The following is a 14,662-nucleotide window of genomic DNA, read 5'->3' as shown; positions in this document are numbered from 1 at the left end:
GGCTCGGTGGCGGCTCGGTTCGGCCCTACTGCGGCGCCTCGGCGAGGAGCTGCGCGATGCGACGACGGTCGGGCTTGCCCGAGCCGAGCAGCGGCAGCGTCTCGACTCGCAGGAGCCGCACGGGTCGCGCCGCCGGCGTGAGCCCCGCGGCATCCGTCACCGCTGCAAGCTCTGCGAGGGTCGCGGATGCCGCGGCTCCCGTCACTGCGACGGCCGGCCGCTGACCCCACTCGGCGTCGTCGACCGCGACCACGACGGCCTCGGCGAACCCCGGAACGGCGCGGATCGCGCGCTCGACCTCGCCGAGTGCGACCTTGACGCCGCCCGAGATGACGACGTCGTCGGCGCGCCCCGAGATGCGGAGTCGCCCGTCGGGTGCGAGGTCGCCGAGGTCTCCCGTGCGGTACCAGCGTGTGCCGTCGCCGTCGATCGTGAACGCAGCGGCCGTGCGCTCGGGGTCGTCGAGGTATCCGCTCGCGAGCATCGGGCCGCTGAGCTGCACCTCGCCGTCGACCACGCGCACGCCGACGCCTGTCAGCGGGTTGCCGTCGTAGACGCATCCGCCCGCGGTCTCGCTCGAACCGTAGGTGCGGTGCACCCGCGCACCGAGCTCCGCGGCGCGCTCGACGAGTCCGGCGGGCGCCGCCTGCCCGCCGAGGAGGATGCGCTCGAACGAGCCGAGGGCCGCGCGCACGCTCCGGTCGTCGGCCGCGGCCTCCACGAGCCTTGCGAGCTGCACCGGCACGAGCGACGTGAACCACGGCAGGTCGGGGTCGAGCGTGCGGGCCGTCTCGGCGAACGCCCCGGGGGTGAACCCGCCCTCCGGCATGACCGCGGGCGTCGTTCCGCCGACGAGGGAGCGAACGAGCACCTGGATGCCCGCGATGTAGGTCGCGGGCAGGGCCAGCAGCCACTGGCCGTGCATGCCGCCGAACCAGCGCTCGGTCGCGCCGGCGCCGGCCCGCAGCGCCGAGCCCGTGAGCATGACGCGCTTCGGGGCATCCGTCGATCCGCTCGTCTCGACGACCACGGCGACGTCGTCGGGTACGAACGCGGCGATGTGCTCCTCGGGCGCCGGCTCGGCCGTGCCCGCCACGGGGAGCACGGCGAGCGCCGCCCCATCGAAGAACAGGGCGTCGCGCAGTTGCGCGGTGAACGCGGGCACGTCGCCGGCCGGAACCCTGATGAGCGGTTTCATCGCGGCATCCGCAACCTGCTCGACCGGTCGGCCGTAACCGCCATCAGTAGTGCCACGGGTACGGGCCCCAGTCGGGGGCGCGCTTCTCGAGGAAGGCGTCTCGCCCCTCGACGGCCTCGTCGGTGCCGTAGGCCAGACGCGTCGCCTCGCCCGCGAAGACCTGCTGGCCGACCATGCCGTCGTCGACCGCGTTGAAGGCGAACTTCAGCATGCGCACCGCGGTGGGCGATTTCGTGAGGATCGTGCGGGCCATGGCGATCGCCTCGCGCTCGAGCTCGGCATGCGGCACGACCCGGTTCACGGCGCCCATCTCGTAGGCGCGCTCGGCCGAGTACTCCTCGGCGAGGAAGAACACCTCGCGTGCGAACTTCTGGCCGATCTGCCTGGCGAAGTACGCCGAGCCGTATCCGGCGTCGAAGCTGCCGACGTCGGCATCCGTCTGCTTGAACCTGCCGTGCTCGCGGCTCGCGATCGTGAGGTCGCAGACGACGTGGAGCGAGTGGCCGCCGCCGGCCGCCCAGCCGGGAACGACCGCGATGACGACCTTCGGCATGAAGCGGATGAGCCGCTGCACCTCGAGGATGTGGAGGCGCCCGACCGCGGCGTGCCCGTGCGGGTCGGCGGTGCCACCTGCGCCGTCGACGATCGCCGTCTCGGCGTCGGAGTACTTGTAGCCGTCGCGCCCGCGGATGCGCTGGTCGCCGCCCGAGCAGAACGCCCAGCCGCCGTCCTTGGCGCTCGGGCCGTTGCCGGTGAGCAGCACGACGCCGATGCGGGGGTTCGTGCGCGCGTCTTCGAGCGCGCGGTAGAGCTCGTCGACCGAGTGCGGCCGGAAGGCGTTGCGCACCTCGGGCCGGTCGAAGGCGATGCGCGCGATGCGGCCGTCATTCGAGTGATGGTAGGTGATGTCGGTGAACCCGACCGCGGCCGCCGCGTCGGTCCACTCGCTCACATCGAACAGTTCAGACACCTCGGCGCTCATGCCCCAAGCCTATTCCGCGCGGATCGGAGCTCGACCGGTCACGATCACGCGAACCGCGGTCGCGAGGCTCGCGCCGAGCAGCACGATCCCCGACCCGAAGCCGGAGACGAACTCGACGAGCACCGCGTCGTGCGTCGTGACGGCGATGACGAGTCCGACGATGCCGAGCGGAACCATCACGGCGCCGATGACGAGCAGCTCGCGCTGCCCGGGGATCCACCAGAGGGTGAACGCGAGGAAGTGCACGCCAACGACGAGGGCGATCCAGCCGACGTTCGCCGCCGGTTCGACGCGATTGAGGAGCGCGAGCCCGCCGAACAGCAGCACCGCCTCGATCACGACGATCACCCAGAACGCTGCGCGGGAACGCGGAAGGTCCTGCGCGGGCGGGCGCTGACCCCGCCGGATCGTCGAGATGAAGCCGACGAGGATGACGACCGCTGCGAGCACCGCGAGCACACTCGCGATGAGCTGGCCGGGCTGGCCGAGCAAGCCGCTGTTGCGGATCACGAAGACGGCACCGAAGGATGCCCCGATCAGGTGCCCGACATAGATTCCACTCGCCTGCGACGTCATCCGACCGACGTTAGCGTCATCGGGCGACCCCTGCTCGGCCGGGCCCATCGCCGATGCGTCAGAGGCCGAGCATCGCCCCGCCGTAGCTCGTGACGACGACCACGATCGTGATGACCGCCGCGGTGATCGGAATCAGCGCAGCGATCACGAGCAGCACTCCTCCGACGCCGATGAGCACGTTCTTCGCGACCGGCTCCTCGGGGACTTCGACGCCCTCGATGCCGAGCTGCTGCAGTCCGTCCATGTGCACCCCCTGTGGGCGTTCACCCTACCCCTCCGGGCGTTCCCCTGACAGTCCACCCTCTCAGGGGCGCGGGGTGCGAGACTGGGCACATGCTGCCCGAGCCGAACGAACTGCTCGCCACCGCCAGAGTCGTGGCCCTCCCCCTCGTGACGCGGTTCCGCGGCATCGACGTGCGAGAGGCCGTGCTCTTCGAGGGGCCGGAGGGGTGGACCGAGTTCTCGCCCTTCGTCGAGTACGACGACGACGAGGCATCCGCCTGGCTGGCCGCCGCGATCGACTACGGCTGGACGACCCCGCCGCCGGCGCTCCGCGACCGCATCCCGGTCAACGCGACCGTGCCGGCCGTCGATCCCGACAGCGTCGCCGCCGTGCTCGCACGATTCCCCGGATGCCGTACGGCGAAAGTGAAGGTCGCGAGCCCCGACCAGACGCTCGCGCAGGATGTCGCCCGCGTGCGTGCCGTGCGCGAGGCGCTCGGTCCCGAGGGTCGCATCCGCGTCGACGCCAACGCCGGGTGGAACGTCGACGAGGCCGAGCACGCGATCCACGCGTTCGCGACGTTCGACCTCGAGTACGTCGAGCAGCCCTGCCCGACCATCGATGAGCTCGCCGAGATCCGTCGCCGCACGAAGTACATGGGCGTGCCGATCGCAGCCGACGAGAGCGTGCGCCGCGCCGACGACCCGCTCGCAGTGGCCGAGGCGGGCGCTGCCGACCTGCTCGTGATCAAGGCGCAGCCGCTCGGCGGCATCCATCGCGCGCTCGAGCTCATCGGCCGCACGGGCCTGCCTGTCGTCGTCTCGAGCGCCCTCGACACGAGCATCGGCCTCGCGATGGGCGCGCAGCTCGCGGCATCCGTGCCCGTGCTCGACTTCGACTGCGGCCTCGGCACCGCCTCACTCCTGGCAGCGGATGTCACGCGGGCGCCGCTCATCCCCGAGGACGGGTCGATCCCGGTCGGCAGGGTGCTGCCCGACCCCGCGCTGCTCGACCGCTACGCCGCATCGCCCGAGCGCACCGAGTGGTGGTTCGAGCGCATCGTGCGCTGCCACGCGGCGCTCGCCTGAGCCCGGCCTCCTGACGACCCGGCGCGCGTTCCTCGCTCCGGGGATGTCGTCGACCCCGATTCACCCACGCCCTTGACATCGAGGATGCCTCGGGGAAAACTAGGCCTCACAAATTTGGATGACATCCAAAGAGTGTTGTCCGGATACAGAGGTCGACCTCCACATTCCGTGGACGAGGGAAGGAACCGCGCGTGAGTGAGCAGCGAAGCAGCGACCGCAACAGCACGATCGAAGGCTATCCACGGAGGCAGTTCCTCACCCTTGCCGGGGTGGCGGCCGCCGGCCTGGTGGTGGCCGCCCCGAGTGCGATGGCCATGACGACGCTCGATGGCGCACAGGCCGCCGGCGCGTTCGTCGTGCCCGGCGAGGGCGGCCCCCTCAAGCGGATCTGGATGGCGTGGCCGTCGAGCACGTCGATCTGGGGCAACCTGCTCTCTGGCATCCAGGGCGATATCGCGAAGATCGCCAACGAGATCGTCAAGACGACGCCGGTCATCATGTGCGCCGACGGAACGAGTGCCGCCGCCACGGCTCGCAGCCGGGTCGGCTCGAACGTGACGGTGATCAGTTCCATCCCGGTGAACGACTGCTGGATGCGCGACTCCGGTGCGGTGTTCCGTACGGACGGGGCGGGCGGCATCGACGCGATCGGCCTCAACTTCAACGGCTGGGGCAACGAGCAGACGCATGCCAAGGACGCGTTGGTCGCGCAGCGGATGGCTGCCCAGAACGGCGTCGCGTTCAGCGCGGCGACCGTCGTCGGCGAGGGCGGCGGCGTGATCTCCGACGGTGACGGCACGCTCATCGCCAACCGCAGCTCCTGGGTCGACTCGGCTCGCAACCCGGGCAAGTCGGCGGCCCAGATCGAGGCCGAACTCCTCCGCATGTACGGTGCCTCCAAGATGATCTGGTGCCAGGGCATCTCGGGGCAGGACATCACCGACGACCACATCGATGCGACGGTCCTGTACACGAGTCCGGGCCGGGTGCTGGTCCAGCTCAGCAATCCGGCGCGCCCGTCGACCATCTGGTCGCAATCGGCGATCGCGACGAGGAACCTGCTCGCATCCGCCACTGATGCCAAGGGCCGGCGGCTGGAGGTCACCACGATCTACGGGCCGGCCTCGCTCCCGCGCATCCCGGCTTCCGCACAGGCGACGTTCTTCGACGGCTACCTGAACTGCATCGTGACCTCGGGGTCCGTCATCACCGCCCAGTTCGGCGATCCCACCACGGATACCGCGGCCAGGGACGCGCTCTCCGCGGCATTCGGTCGTCCGTGCGTCCAGCTGAACCTCGATGTCCTCATGGGCGAGGGCGGCGGCGGAGCGCACTGCGTCACCATGGAGGAGCCGCTGGGTTCCGGCGGACCGACCCCGACACCGACGCCGACGCCGACTCCCCCGGCCGGAGCCACCATCGCGGCCGACCGGAGCTCGGTCGGCAGAGGCGGCACGATCCGCGCGAACGTGGCGGGCGGACCCGGCGGCCGGCGCGACTGGGTCGGCCTGTACCGCGCGAGCGACCCCGACAGTGCGGGCGGCTACGACGAGAAATACCTCAACGGCCAGGACAGCCCGCCCGCCACCGGTCGCACCTCTGCGACGATCACGTTCACGGCGCCCTCGACGCGGGGGGCGTACAACTTCCGCTTCTTCGCCGACGACGGGCTCACCCTGCTCGCCACCAGCGCGACCTTCCAGGTCACCTGAGGGACTCGGCGGTGGGCGGACGCGACGGCACAGCGCCGTCGCGTCCGCTCGGTCGCTCGCGATTCCTATGCCGACAGTGCCGCCGTCGGTGACGTGCGTGCCGCCCGAATGGCGGGGAGGACTCCGGCCACGGCTCCGACGACGACCGTGACGACCACGCCGGCGACGAGCACCTGCGGCGGGATGGCCACGATCCAGCCGTTCCCGCGGGCGACCACGGCGGTGATGAGCCAGCCGAGCACCGTTCCCACGAGTCCGCCGTAGGCCGCGAGCAGCATCGCCTCGACGAGGAACTGCGATCGGATGTGCCCGCGAGTGGCTCCGAGCGAGCGGCGCATGCCGATCTCGCGCCGGCGCTCGAGCACCGAGATGACCATCGTGTTGGCCACGCCGATCCCACCGACCAGCAGCGCGATCGAACCGACTCCGACGAGCAGCCCGGTGAACGCCTGGTCCACGGTGTTCTTGGCCGCGAGCGCGTCGGACGGACGACTCACCTTCACCTCGTTGGGCGACTCCGGGTTGATCGCGCCCGGAAGCAGGTCGCGGACGTCGGCGACGAGCGCATCGTCGGAGCGCTCGTAGATCGTGGTCGGCGAGCCGTCGAAGCCGAAGAGGTCCTTCGCGATGCCGGGCCCGATGATCGCGGCCGAGTCGAGTTCGGGAGCGAGCGGCGACCGGTCGAGTATCCCCACGACGGTGAACTGGTTGCCGCCGATCCACACGCTGGTGCCGACCTCGCGGATGCCGAGCTTCTGCGCTGCCCGTTCGCCGAGGACGACGGCGGGGTATCGTTCGGTGGCCGCGTTCAGCCAGGATCCGCGGATGAGGTCCGAACTCGTGGCGTCGAGCAGCGAGTTCTCACCGACGACGACCGTGAGTCCGCCGGTCGCACCGGGATCGACGGCGGCGTTGCGGTAGACGTTGACCTTCCCGAGGGTCGCGATCCAGCTCGCGGTCTCGACACCGTCGATCCGACGCACTCGTTCGACCGCGTCGGCCGGGAGCTTCGAGTCCTCCCCGAGGAAGTCGGTGCCCGCGGCGGCGGTCAGCATGTTCGTGCCGAGGGAGGCGAGCTTCTCTCGCACGAGGGCTTCGCTCGACGTCGAGATGCCGATGACTGCGACCATCGCGGCGATGCCGATCGCGATGCCGAGTGCGGAGAGGGCGGCCCGCATCGGGTGGGCCCTCAGCCCGTGGGTGCCGAGACCGAGCAGGTCGCCGAATCGGAGTCGTGATCGTCGTTCGGTCGTCGCCATCATGCCACCTCCAGTGCCGGGTCGGATGCGTCGTGTTCGATGCGTCCGTCGCGGATCGCGACGCGACGCGGCAGCCGCTCGGCGAGTTCGACGTCGTGGGTGATGACGACGACCGTCGTCCCTGCGCGGTTGAGCTCGTGCAGGATCTCGACCACCGCCGCGCCGGATCGCGTGTCGAGGCTGCCGGTCGGCTCGTCGGCGAGGAGGAGCGGCGGCTCCCCCACGACCGCGCGGGCGATCGCGACGCGCTGCCGCTCCCCGCCCGACAACTCCCGCGGCCGATGCCGGAGTCGGTGCCCGAGCCCCACCCGTTCGAGGGCGACGACCGCACGGCGACGGCGTTCCGGAAGCGGCACACCGGTGTAGAGGAGGCCGGTCGCGACGTTGTCGAGTGCGCTGACGCCGTCGGCGAGATGGAACTGCTGGAAGACGAACCCGATCGTGTACGCCCGCAGGGCGGACAGTTCGGCATCGGTGAGCGTCGTCGTGTCCTCGCCGGCGATGCGGATCTGCCCGGAACTCGCCCGGTCGAGCGTGCCCATGAGGTTCAGCATCGTGGACTTGCCCGAGCCGCTGGGGCCGACGATCGCGAGCATCTCGCCTCGTTCGACCCGGAGGTCGACTCCGGCGAGCGCGACGGTCGGCGGGCTGCCGTAGCGGCGGGTCACCCCGCGCAGTTCGATCATCGGCTCGGTCATGTGCCGACCACCACCTTGTCGCCCGCCTCGAGGTCGCCTCCGGTGACCTCGACCATGCCGTCGGCGAAGACGCCGAGCTCGACGTCGACCATCTCGGTCTTCTCGCCGTGCAGGACCTCGACCGCGAACCCGCCGCCGGGCCGGGCGAGGAGCGCGAGCACGGGCACCTGGAGCGCGTCCTCGGCCTTCACCCGATTGATGATGACGCTGACGCTGACGTCGTCGAGGCCGTCCGCGGTCGCGGGGTCGTCGAGAGTGATCGTCAACGGCAGCTTGAGCTTCTTCTCGCCGCTGTTCTTGTCGTCCTGCTCGACCGGAGATCCGACGCCGGCGATCTTGCCCTTCGCCTCGGTGCCGTTGGGCAGCACCACGGTCACCTCGGACCCGAGCGCCGCGATCGCGCTGAGGTTCGGGTCCACGGAGACGCTGATCTCCTTCGTCGTGCCCGAGACGCCGAGCACTCCCGGACCGGCCGGCGAGCCCGCGCCGATCTTGTGCTCGGCGACACGCACGTCCGTCGGCGAGAAGACGATGCGGCCCATCTCGATCGAACCGGTCTCGTCGAGGTGGCTGGCCTTCTGCCACTTCTCGATCGCCGTGGCCGTGCTGCCCGCGAACTCCTGGTCGGGTTCGCGGTCGAAGTAGCCCAGGTCCTTGAGGTTGCGCTCGAGTTGGAGCACATCGGCACCGTCCGTCATGCCGCTCTCGAACGAGCGCCACATCGGCAGCTCACCGCGGAACAGCATGACGGGCCGGTCGTCGATCCGGAACAGCTCGCCGCCGATACCCACCACGGTGCCGAGCCCCGACAGGCCCGTGATCGTGCCGGGCAGACCGGTGCCCAGGTCGCGGAGGGCGCCGAAGCCCAGCTTCCCGCTCGCGCGCACCAGTTCGGTGAGGTCACCGCGCACGACTTCGGCGCTCTCGACCCTCACGTCCTGCTTGTCCTCAGCGGCCGTCGACGGCCAGGTGAGATATCCGATCCCCGCGGCCACTCCGATCACGGCGACGGCCGCCGCGCCGATCAGGATGGGCTTGCGGCGCGACCGGCCCGGTGCGGGCGACTCGGTCGCCCCCGGTTCGCGCGCATCGGGGTGCCGCTCTCGTGTCGTCTTCATGAGTTCTCACCGCCACCGCTCATGCCGGCCTCCTTGCTGCACCGGTCGATGTCGGCCGAGTCCCAGTCGGACGGCATCGCCGGGCTCATCGCGACGCCACCATTCGGGTCGATCTTCGGGTCGGGGTAGTCGTACCCGGCCTCGCGCATGCACTTGGCGAACGCGAGCATCTGCTCGTTGAGCTCTTCGTTCGACGGCAGGTTGGGATCGGCAGGTGGCTCGCCGACCTTCTCGTAGCACGCGTTCGCGGCCGCATTGAGCGCCTCCGCGTCGTCAGCCGAGATGGATTCGCTCATGTCCGACAGGTCGAACCCCTTGTCCTTCATGCAGTCCTGGAACTTGTCGTTCCACTCCGCGTAGATGGCCTCGGCGTCGCCGCTCTTGAGCTCGCCACCGCCCGCGCCGGCACCATCGCCGCCGGCACCGGGCGCGGCCGAACAACCGGCGAGAGCCACGGTCACGGCGACGGCGGCGAGGAGGGCGGCCGCGAAGCCGCGACGCTTGGTACGGATGGTGGTCATGAGCTGTCCCTTCGGTACGCCCCGGTTCGAGGCGATGACCAGTCCATGCGATCGGCGGTTACGACGCCGTAAAGCGCGGCCTTGACGATTTCTTTACCCGGCGGATGCTTGACTGTGGCCATCACCGAGTGCGCATCACCGAGAGAGGAGGGATGCATGCGAGTGCTCATCGTCGAAGACGAGACCTATCTCGCCGAGGCCATCCGAGCCGGGCTCGCCCTCGAGGCGATCGCCGCCGACGTCGTCGGTGACGGCGACGGCGCACTCATCGCCGTCGACGTGAACGAATACGACGCGATCGTGCTCGACCGGGACATCCCCGGCACGCATGGCGACGAGGTGTGCCGCATCCTCGCAGGCCGTGACTCGCGACCTGCGATCCTCATGCTGACCGCCGCGAGGCGGCTGCACGACAAGGTGGGCGGCTTCGAACTCGGCGCCGACGACTACCTCGCGAAGCCGTTCGAGTTCCCCGAGCTCACCGCTCGACTGCGCGCACTGGGCCGGCGACGATTCACGGCGCTCCCTCCGCAACTCGAGCGAGCAGGGCTCACGCTCGACCCGATCCGCCGGGAGGTCTTCCGCGATGGACGACACGTCGCGCTCACCCGCAAGGAATTCGCGGTGCTCGAGGTCCTGCTCCGCGCGGACGGCGGCGTCGTGAGCGCCGAGACCCTCCTCGAGAAGGCATGGGATGAGAATGCGAACCCGTTCACGAACACCGTGAAGGTCACCATCTCCACGCTCCGCCGCAAGCTCGGCGAGCCGTGGGTGATCCGCACCGTCCCGGGGGTCGGTTATGCGATCGACGAGTGAGCGCGACGGCGACGACGTGCCGGCCCCGCACCGGTACCGGCTCACCGTTCGGACGCGCCTCGCACTGACCTACGCGGTGCTGCTCACCGTCGCCGGGCTGATCATGCTCACGATCGTCTTCGTGTTCCTCGGGCTCCTTCCGACCTATCAGTTCGCGGCACCCCTCACCCCGGCACTCCCGCCCGACACCGCGATGCCGACCGCCGGCGATGGCGAGTTCGTTCCGGACCCCAGCATCCCCGTCGAAACCACCGAGGCGCTGGTCGTGAGCTCCCAGAGCGAGGTCCAGACCCTCCTCCTCGTCGTCTCGGGCGTCGTGCTGGTGCTCCTCGCCCTCGGCGGGATTCTGGCGGGATGGCTGGTCGCCGGGCGGATGCTCCGCCCGCTGCAGTACGTCGGCGCCGCGGCCCACCTGGCCGCACGCGGCCAGCTCGACCACCGCATCGCCCTCGCCGGCCCGCGCGATGAGATCACCGACCTCGCCGACACCTTCGACGAGATGCTCGGCGAGCTGGAACGCTCGTTCGACTCGTACCGGCGTTTCGCGGCCAACGCCTCGCACGAACTGCGCACCCCGCTCGCCACGACGCGAGCCATGCTCGACGTCGCACTCGCTTCGGCGACCGAGGCGGAACGGCCACTGCTCACTCGCCTGCGCGCCGTGAACGAGCGCAGCGTCGACACCGTCGAGGCGCTCCTCGACCTGTCCGAGATCGAAGCCGTCACCGCCCGGCGCGACCCGGTCGACCTCTCGCTCCTCGTCGCCGAGGCCGTGAGCGAGGTCACCGCCGAGGCGGAGTCGGCGAACATCACGATCGAGACCCGGCTCGTTGCCGCGACCGTCCAGGGCGACCGCGCCCTCCTCCGCCAGCTCGCCCTGAACCTCCTGCAGAACGCGATCCGTCACAACGCACCGGGGGGACACGTGCGCGTGAGCACCCGCTCCGACGAAGACGACTCCACGACACTCGAGGTGGCCAACGACGGCGACACGGTGCCCGCCGACCTCGTCGATCGGCTCGCCGATCCGTTCGTTCGCGGCGCCGGTCGCACGAGTCGGGCATCGACGACGGGCCGTGGCCTCGGGCTGTCGATCGTCGCGGCGATCGCCGACCGCCACGGCGCCGCGCTCCGGCTCACCCCGCGTGCCGAGGGCGGCCTCGAGGTGCGAGTGCGCTTCCCGGGGCGACGAGCGAATCGCCCCGACTGATCCCGAAGACCGCGGCGGATGCCACGGCGTGCGGCCGCGGCATCCGCAGCCTCACTCCTTCAGATCGAGCATCGGCGTCGGCCGGCGGAACCCGCGGGTGACGATCGCGAGGATCACCACGCCGACGGCGAGCCACGACAGGCCGACGATGAAGGTGCTCGGTGCCAGGCTGGTCCAGAGCCATACGGTGAGCGCGAAGCCGATCAGCGGCAGCACGAGGTTGTTCACGACGGCCATGCCTCCGCGCTCCCTGCGGTCGAGGAAGTAGTGCTTGACGACCGAGAGGTTGACCGCCGAGAACGCGATGAGCGCCCCGAAGCTGATCATCGCAGCGAGCAGCGCGAGGTCGAAGACGATCGCGAGCAGCGAGATCGCCGACACGACCGAGATGGCGATCACCGGCGTGCCGAACCGTTCGGAGAGGCGGCCGAACACCCGCTTCGGGAGCACCCCGTCGCGGCCCATCGCGAAGAGGATGCGTGAGACCGACGCCTGCGAGGTGAGCGCCGAGCCGAGCGAGCCGGCGATGTACCCGGCGGTGAACAGCACCGCGAGCAGTTGGCCGCCCGCGGCCTGCACCACGTCGAGCGCCGCAGCGTCGACCGAGGCGAACTCGTTCGACGGGAACACCAGCTGGGAGAGGTACGACAGGGCGAAGAAGGCGAGTCCGGCCACGACGGTGGTGATCATGATCGCCCGTGGCACGGTGCGGGCGGGTTCCTTCGCCTCCTCCGCCAGCGTCGACACCGAGTCGAAGCCGAGGAACGACAGGCAGAGCACCGCGGCACCCGCGAAGAGCACCCCGAACCCCGGGGCGCTGCCGTCCCCGGTGAACGGCGCCATGGGGTCTACGGCACGTCCCGAGAGCGAGGCGAGGCCGAGCACGAGGAACAGGGCGATGAACACGGCCTGCAGGGCGATGATCACGAAGTTCGTCCGGGTCACCGAGACGATGCCGACGATGTTCAGTGCCGTGACGACCACGATCGAGACGAGGATGAACACCCACGCCGGCACCGCCGGGAACGCCGCTTCGAGGTAGATGCCGATGAGCAGGTAGTTGATCATCGGCAGGAAGAGGTAGTCGAGCAGTAGCGCCCAGCCCGCGAGGAATCCGACCGCGCCACCGAAGCTGCGCTGCGTGTAGACGTACGCGGATCCGGCGAAGGGGTACGCCACCGACATCCGCGCATACGAACGTGCCGTGAACACCATCGCGACCAGGGTGATCGCGTACGCCATCGGCACCCGGCCGCCCGTGAGCTCGGTGACGATGCCGTAGGTCGTGAACACGGTGAGCGGCACCATGTACACGAGCCCGAACAGCACGAGCGAGGGCGTGCCGAGCACGCGCTTGAAGCGCCCTCCGGTGACGCGAGCGGTGGCCGCGGTGGGTGAGATCAGCGACTCGGGAGGCGGTGAGGCGGGCATGGCGATTCCTATCGGGTGAGGGCGCTACGCGGCCGAGACGACTCCGGCGGGCACCTGCTGGGTGATGCAGTGCGGGCCACCGCCGCCGTAGGCGATCGTCGCCCCGGGGACGCCCACGATCGTGCGGTCGGGATAGACCCCGCCGAGGAAGTCGAGCACGTCCGCATCCCGCTCGTCGCCGCCGACCGGCACGATGACGGCGCCGTTGGCCAGGTAGTGGTTCGCGTAGGAGACCTCCGCGTCGAGGTGGGGGTCGAGGAAGCTGATGTCGAGCGTGCGACCCGCGGCGTCGGGCGAGCCCTGCAACCGCGCGAGATTCGCGCGGGCGCGCTCGTACTCGGATGACGCGGGGTCCGACGGCACCTCGAGCAGCACGCGCCCCGGCGCGACGTACTGCGCGACGCCGTCGATGTGCCCGTCGGTGCCGGCAGGGCCGACGTCGAGACTGTGCCCGAACGGCAGCCAGGTGACGGTCGAGACGCCGAGGTAGTCCTTCAGCCCCTGCTCGATCTCGCCCTTCGTGAGATGCGGATTCCGGTTCGGGTCGAGCAGGCACTGCTCGGTCGTGATGAGTGAGCCTTCGCCGTCGACGAAGAACGCGCCGCCCTCGAGCACGAACGGCGCCCGGAAGAGCGGGACGCCGAAGTGCGCTGCGAGCCGGTCGGGGATGAGCGCGTCCTGGTCGTGCGGATGCCAGCGGTTGCCCCAGGCGTTGAAGCCGAACTTGACCGCGGCGACGTCGCCCTTGGCATTCGTGACGAATGCCGGCCCGCTGTCGCGCGCCCAGGAGTCGTCGACCCGCACCTCGAGGGGTTCGACGCCGGTCCCGCAGAAGGCGACGACCTCGGCGGCGAGGCCGGGGTTGCACAGCATGACGACCGGCTCGAAGGCGGCGATCGCCCGGGCGACCGCCGCGTAGTCGCGCTTGGCCTCGTCGAATCGGTCGTTCCAGAGCTCACGTCGCGCCGGCCAGACCATGACGCACGCGGCGTGCGGCGACCATTCGGCCGGCATCGAGAACCCGGCTTCGGCCGGAGTGGGCATCGTCTCAGTCACGAGGACCTCCATTGGTACGTGGTGTTCCCGACTATTTTGGATGGGAACCAATTTAATTGCAAGCACAGGATCGCGCGCTCAGGAGGTCGCGCTGTCGGCGTCCGGGCGCGCCGGAACGCGCGACCACGTCGCGACCGCTGCGGCTCGGATCAGGCGGCGTCGGTGGGCTGCGCCACCGGGACACCGAGGAATGCGGCGCTCGCCCGAACGCACAACTCCAGCATGCGAGCGCGGTCGAGGTTCGGCGCCCCCACGGTGAGCTGGATCGACAGGCCGTCGATCGTGGCGGAGATGAGTTGCGAGGCCGTGTCGAGGTCGTCGAACGCGAATGCGCCGCGCTCGCGGCCGTAGGCGAGGACGTCGGTGAGGATCCCACGCCAACGCTCGTCGAGTTCGTTGTGCACCTCGGCGACGGTGTCGTCGGTCGCGGCATCCGACCAGACCTGGAACCAGAGGATCCAGCCGACGTCGCCGCGCCCGTTCGAGGCCGAGAGGGCGATCAGCCGTTCCAGCCTCGCCCACGGGTCGTCGATGTCATCGAGTTCGACCTCGACCTGTTCGACCAATGCCTCTTCGCTCTGGCGGATGGCCAGCATCAGGAGCTCGGTCTTCGACGGGAAGTAGTAGGTGACGTGACCCGGGGTCATCCCGGCGCGCTCGGCGATGTCGGAGACCCGGACGTTCGCGAGTCCCAGATCGGCGATCGCCTTGGCCGCCGCATCGACGACGAGCTCTTCGCGTGCCTTGCCCTTCGCACGTCGCCCGCTCACCCGG

Annotated in this window: 15 protein-coding genes; 4 read left to right on the top strand and 11 right to left on the bottom strand. The window is 70.2% G+C overall.

Annotated features, from left to right (window positions below; genetic code table 11):
- Positions 1-25 precede the first annotated feature (25 nt).
- Genes ACFCVM_RS16320 through ACFCVM_RS16305 form a run of 4 tightly spaced genes read right to left on the bottom strand, consistent with a single transcriptional unit; the run spans position 26 to position 3,000 of the window.
- Positions 26-1,198 (bottom strand): AMP-binding protein, encoded by a 1,173-nt coding sequence (locus ACFCVM_RS16320; protein WP_375837708.1) that lies wholly within the window; start codon positions 1,196-1,198, stop codon positions 26-28.
- Between the two features lie 43 nt (positions 1,199-1,241).
- Positions 1,242-2,180 (bottom strand): 1,4-dihydroxy-2-naphthoyl-CoA synthase, encoded by a 939-nt coding sequence (locus tag ACFCVM_RS16315; RefSeq protein WP_375837707.1) that lies wholly within the window; start codon positions 2,178-2,180, stop codon positions 1,242-1,244.
- Between the two features lie 9 nt (positions 2,181-2,189).
- Positions 2,190-2,756, bottom strand: coding sequence for a hypothetical protein (locus ACFCVM_RS16310; protein ID WP_375837705.1), 567 nt, complete (start codon positions 2,754-2,756; stop codon positions 2,190-2,192).
- Positions 2,757-2,814: 58 nt separating this feature from the next.
- Positions 2,815-3,000: a hypothetical protein gene (locus ACFCVM_RS16305; RefSeq protein WP_375837703.1), complete on the bottom strand. Its 186-nt coding sequence runs from the start codon at positions 2,998-3,000 to the stop codon at positions 2,815-2,817.
- Positions 3,001-3,089: 89 nt separating this feature from the next.
- Between ACFCVM_RS16305 and ACFCVM_RS16300 the strand changes: the two genes are divergently transcribed.
- Both ACFCVM_RS16300 and ACFCVM_RS16295 read left to right on the top strand, forming a co-directional pair.
- Positions 3,090-4,067, top strand: coding sequence for an o-succinylbenzoate synthase (locus ACFCVM_RS16300; RefSeq protein WP_375837701.1), 978 nt, complete (start codon positions 3,090-3,092; stop codon positions 4,065-4,067).
- 191 nt (positions 4,068-4,258) lie between these two features.
- Entirely contained in the window at positions 4,259-5,779 is a 1,521-nt protein-coding gene (locus ACFCVM_RS16295) for an agmatine/peptidylarginine deiminase (protein WP_375837700.1), read from the top strand.
- Positions 5,780-5,844: 65 nt separating this feature from the next.
- Here the strand turns inward: ACFCVM_RS16295 and ACFCVM_RS16290 are convergent, their stop codons facing one another.
- Genes ACFCVM_RS16290 through ACFCVM_RS16275 form a run of 4 tightly spaced genes read right to left on the bottom strand, consistent with a single transcriptional unit; the run spans position 5,845 to position 9,375 of the window.
- Positions 5,845-7,041, bottom strand: coding sequence for an ABC transporter permease (locus tag ACFCVM_RS16290; protein WP_375837698.1), 1,197 nt, complete (start codon positions 7,039-7,041; stop codon positions 5,845-5,847).
- On the bottom strand, positions 7,038-7,736 hold the full coding sequence (locus tag ACFCVM_RS16285) for an ABC transporter ATP-binding protein (protein WP_375837697.1): 699 nt from the start codon (positions 7,734-7,736) through the stop codon (positions 7,038-7,040). Before ACFCVM_RS16285 ends, ACFCVM_RS16290 begins: the two co-directional genes overlap by 4 nt.
- Positions 7,733-8,854, bottom strand: a complete 1,122-nt coding sequence (locus tag ACFCVM_RS16280) for a peptidoglycan-binding protein (RefSeq protein ID WP_375837696.1) — start codon at positions 8,852-8,854, stop codon at positions 7,733-7,735. Before ACFCVM_RS16280 ends, ACFCVM_RS16285 begins: the two co-directional genes overlap by 4 nt.
- The gene (locus tag ACFCVM_RS16275) at positions 8,851-9,375 is read right to left on the bottom strand and encodes a hypothetical protein (RefSeq protein ID WP_375837695.1); all 525 of its coding nucleotides are present in this window, start codon (positions 9,373-9,375) and stop codon (positions 8,851-8,853) included. Before ACFCVM_RS16275 ends, ACFCVM_RS16280 begins: the two co-directional genes overlap by 4 nt.
- Positions 9,376-9,531: 156 nt before the next feature.
- On the opposite strand from ACFCVM_RS16275, the gene ACFCVM_RS16270 reads away from it, so the two are divergent.
- Together ACFCVM_RS16270 and ACFCVM_RS16265 are read left to right on the top strand one after the other, a co-directional pair.
- Entirely contained in the window at positions 9,532-10,191 is a 660-nt protein-coding gene (locus ACFCVM_RS16270; protein ID WP_375837694.1) for a response regulator transcription factor, read from the top strand.
- Positions 10,175-11,401 (top strand): sensor histidine kinase, encoded by a 1,227-nt coding sequence (locus tag ACFCVM_RS16265; RefSeq protein ID WP_375837693.1) that lies wholly within the window; start codon positions 10,175-10,177, stop codon positions 11,399-11,401. Before ACFCVM_RS16270 ends, ACFCVM_RS16265 begins: the two co-directional genes overlap by 17 nt.
- Before the next feature lie 51 nt (positions 11,402-11,452).
- Here ACFCVM_RS16265 and ACFCVM_RS16260 read toward each other — a convergent pair whose 3' ends face one another.
- The 3 genes from ACFCVM_RS16260 to ACFCVM_RS16250 form a co-directional block, all read right to left on the bottom strand.
- Positions 11,453-12,832, bottom strand: a complete 1,380-nt coding sequence (locus tag ACFCVM_RS16260; protein ID WP_375837691.1) for an APC family permease — start codon at positions 12,830-12,832, stop codon at positions 11,453-11,455.
- Positions 12,833-12,856: 24 nt separating this feature from the next.
- Positions 12,857-13,888 carry an agmatine/peptidylarginine deiminase gene (locus ACFCVM_RS16255; protein ID WP_375837690.1) on the bottom strand — a complete coding sequence of 344 codons (1,032 nt, stop codon included), beginning with the start codon at positions 13,886-13,888 and terminating at the stop codon, positions 12,857-12,859.
- A gap of 149 nt (positions 13,889-14,037) precedes the next feature.
- The gene (locus tag ACFCVM_RS16250) at positions 14,038-14,658 is read right to left on the bottom strand and encodes a TetR/AcrR family transcriptional regulator (RefSeq protein ID WP_375837689.1); all 621 of its coding nucleotides are present in this window, start codon (positions 14,656-14,658) and stop codon (positions 14,038-14,040) included.
- Positions 14,659-14,662: the final 4 nt, after the last annotated feature.

This window comes from Agromyces sp. NPDC056389, from assembly GCF_042262385.1.
Lineage (GTDB): Bacteria > Actinomycetota > Actinomycetes > Actinomycetales > Microbacteriaceae > Agromyces.
This window is presented reverse-complemented; position numbering and strand designations above follow the sequence as displayed.

Excerpts from the sequence above, each read along its gene's own strand:
- ACFCVM_RS16310 (WP_375837705.1), bottom strand. The coding sequence starts at position 2,756 with ATGACGTCGCAGGCGAGTGGAATCTATGTCGGGCACCTGATCGGGGCA.
- ACFCVM_RS16315 (WP_375837707.1), bottom strand. The coding sequence starts at position 2,180 with ATGAGCGCCGAGGTGTCTGAACTGTTCGATGTGAGCGAGTGGACCGAC.
- ACFCVM_RS16280 (WP_375837696.1), bottom strand. The coding sequence starts at position 8,854 with ATGAAGACGACACGAGAGCGGCACCCCGATGCGCGCGAACCGGGGGCG.
- ACFCVM_RS16320 (WP_375837708.1), bottom strand. The coding sequence starts at position 1,198 with ATGAAACCGCTCATCAGGGTTCCGGCCGGCGACGTGCCCGCGTTCACC.
- ACFCVM_RS16270 (WP_375837694.1), top strand. The coding sequence starts at position 9,532 with ATGCGAGTGCTCATCGTCGAAGACGAGACCTATCTCGCCGAGGCCATC.
- ACFCVM_RS16300 (WP_375837701.1), top strand. The coding sequence starts at position 3,090 with ATGCTGCCCGAGCCGAACGAACTGCTCGCCACCGCCAGAGTCGTGGCC.
- ACFCVM_RS16275 (WP_375837695.1), bottom strand. The coding sequence starts at position 9,375 with ATGACCACCATCCGTACCAAGCGTCGCGGCTTCGCGGCCGCCCTCCTC.
- ACFCVM_RS16285 (WP_375837697.1), bottom strand. The coding sequence starts at position 7,736 with ATGACCGAGCCGATGATCGAACTGCGCGGGGTGACCCGCCGCTACGGC.
- ACFCVM_RS16260 (WP_375837691.1), bottom strand. The coding sequence starts at position 12,832 with ATGCCCGCCTCACCGCCTCCCGAGTCGCTGATCTCACCCACCGCGGCC.
- ACFCVM_RS16290 (WP_375837698.1), bottom strand. The coding sequence starts at position 7,041 with ATGATGGCGACGACCGAACGACGATCACGACTCCGATTCGGCGACCTG.
- ACFCVM_RS16305 (WP_375837703.1), bottom strand. The coding sequence starts at position 3,000 with ATGGACGGACTGCAGCAGCTCGGCATCGAGGGCGTCGAAGTCCCCGAG.
- ACFCVM_RS16265 (WP_375837693.1), top strand. The coding sequence starts at position 10,175 with ATGCGATCGACGAGTGAGCGCGACGGCGACGACGTGCCGGCCCCGCAC.